The organism is Streptomyces sp. URMC 127 (assembly GCF_051386535.1).
Taxonomy (GTDB): Bacteria; Actinomycetota; Actinomycetes; order Streptomycetales; family Streptomycetaceae; genus Streptomyces.
Genome location: NZ_JBPQTW010000412.1, coordinates 1 through 2,194 on the forward strand (window position 1 = coordinate 1; position 2,194 = coordinate 2,194).

At 75.3% G+C, this 2,194-nt stretch carries 2 protein-coding genes; both read left to right on the top strand.

Annotation, left to right across the window (positions count from 1 at the left end; all coding sequences use genetic code 11):
* The coding region (locus tag ACSNOH_RS34550) for an MFS transporter (RefSeq protein ID WP_436725403.1) at positions 1 to 1,453 on the top strand (1,453 nt) is incomplete at its 5' end.
* Positions 1,454 to 1,484: 31 nt separating this feature from the next.
* Positions 1,485 to 2,069, top strand: a complete 585-nt coding sequence (locus tag ACSNOH_RS34555) for an NADPH-dependent FMN reductase (RefSeq protein WP_436725404.1) — start codon at positions 1,485 to 1,487, stop codon at positions 2,067 to 2,069.
* Positions 2,070 to 2,194 lie beyond the last annotated feature (125 nt).

Here is a 2,194-nt window from a genome sequence, read left to right on the forward strand (position 1 = left end):
GACCTCCCTCTCACCCCACTCCCCGGCCTCCCCGCAGCCCGCCTCCGCGACGGCCGGCCGGCTGAGCCCCCGTCAGTGGGGCCTGCTGCTCGTCCTGGCCGGCAACATGCTCATCGACGCGCTGGAGGTCTCCGTCGCCGTCGTCGCCCTGCCCTCCGTGGGGGCGGACCTCGGCCTCGCCCCGACCACCGCCCACTGGGTCATGACCGGCTTCGCCCTCGGCTTCGGCGCCCTGATGCTCTTCGGTGCCCGCGTCGTCGCCCTGGCCGGGCGCCGCCGCATGTACCTGCTCGCCCTGCTCGTCTTCGCCGCGGCCTCCCTGGCCGCCGCCCTCAGCACCGACCCCGCGCTCCTGATCGCCACCCGGTTCGTCAAGGGCTTCTGCGCCGCCCTGACCGCCCCCACGGGCCTGTCCATCCTGTGCACCGTCATGAAGGAGGGCCCCGAGCGCGACCGGGCCGTCTCCGTCTACACCCTCTTCGGCGCCAGCGGCTTCACCGCCGGACTGCTGCTGTCCGGTGTCCTCACCGCCGTCAGCTGGCGGTGGACCTTCGCCTTCCCCGCCCCCGTCGTCCTCGTCCTGTTCGCCCTGTGCCTGAAGCTCGTCCCCGCCGACGAGGCGCGGCCGGCCGGGCCGAGGCGCTACGACGCGGCCGGCGCGGCCGCCTTCGCCGGCGCCCTGCTGCTGTTCGTCGCCGCGCTCGGCCGGCTGCCCCACCACGGCCCGGCCGACCCGTACGCCCTGTGCGCCTTCGCCGCGGCCGCCGCCCTGCTGGTCTTCTTCGTCCGGCACGAGCGCCGGACCCCGCGGCCGCTGCTGCGCCTGGAGCTGCTCGCCGAACCCGGGATGCTCCGCTCCGCGCTCGGCGCCGCCACCCTCAACGGCTCCTACCTCGGCCTGCTGCTCGTCGTCAGCTACCAGACGCAGGCGGTGCTCGACTGGAGCCCCCTGCAGACCGGGCTGGCCATCGTCCCCGCCAGCGCGCCGCTGGCCGTGACCGCCCTGGTCTCCGGGCGCATGGTCAGCCGCTACGGAGCCCACCGGCTCATCGCGCTGGGCTCCGTGCCGCCCCTGCTCGGCTACGTCCTCTACCTGCGGCTGCCCGTCAACAGCGGCTACGCGGTGACGATGCTGCCCACCATGCTGCTCGTCGGGGCGGGCTTCGTCCTGTCCTTCGCCGCGCTGAACATGCAGGCCGTCTCCGGCTTCCCCGCGGAGACGCGCGGCGAGGCCGGCGGCGTCTACCAGACCGCGGTGCAGATCGGCGCCGCCGTCATGCTCGCCGCCGTCGCCGCCCTGCTCACCACCGGCCAGGCGCCGCCCGGCGCGCCCCGCACCGAGCTCCTCGCCGCCTCCCGGCCCGCCGTGTGGCTGGTCACCGCCGCCGGCGCCGCGGGCGTGCTGACCGCGCTCACCGGAGTGCTGCCCCGCCGCCGCAACCCGGCGCCCTGACCCCTTGACGCACCTCCCGAAAGGCCTCCACATGCCCAGCACGCCCCTGCGCCTCGCCGTCATCGTGGGCAGCGTCCGTGAGGGACGCTTCGGCCCGACGGTGGCGGACTGGTTCGCCGCCGAGGCCCGCGGCCACGCCGGCTTCGACGTCGACGTCATCGACCTGGCCGACCACGAGCTGCCGGTGGTGCTCACCTCGAAGCCCTCGCCGCGCACCGCCGAGGTCCTCGCCGGCCTCACCCCGCGCCTGGCGCAGGCCGACGCCTTCGTCATCGTCACCCCCGAGTACAACCACAGTTACCCGGCCGCCCTGAAGTCCCTCATCGACTGGCACTACACCCAGTGGCAGGCCAAGCCCGTCGGCTTCGTCTCCTACGGCGGCCTCTCCGGCGGCCTGCGCGCCGCCGAGGCCCTGCGGCCGGTCATGGCCGAGCTGCACGCGGTCACCGTCCGCGACGCCGTCAGCTTCCACACCGCCTGGGAGCAGTTCGACGAGCACGGCGCGCCCAAGGACCCCGTGGGCCCGGCGGGCGCCGCCAAGGTCCTCCTGGACCAGCTGGAGTGGTGGGCCGACGCCCTCCACCGCGCCCGCGCCCGCCGGCCCTACGGCGCCTGAGCCGTACCCGTCCGCCTCTCGCATCACCCCTCGCATCGACCCCTCACATCCACCACCCCTCACCGCTCCCGGGGAGCCCATGAGCATCCAGGACGTCCCGCTGCAGTGGGACCTCGACCCCCTCG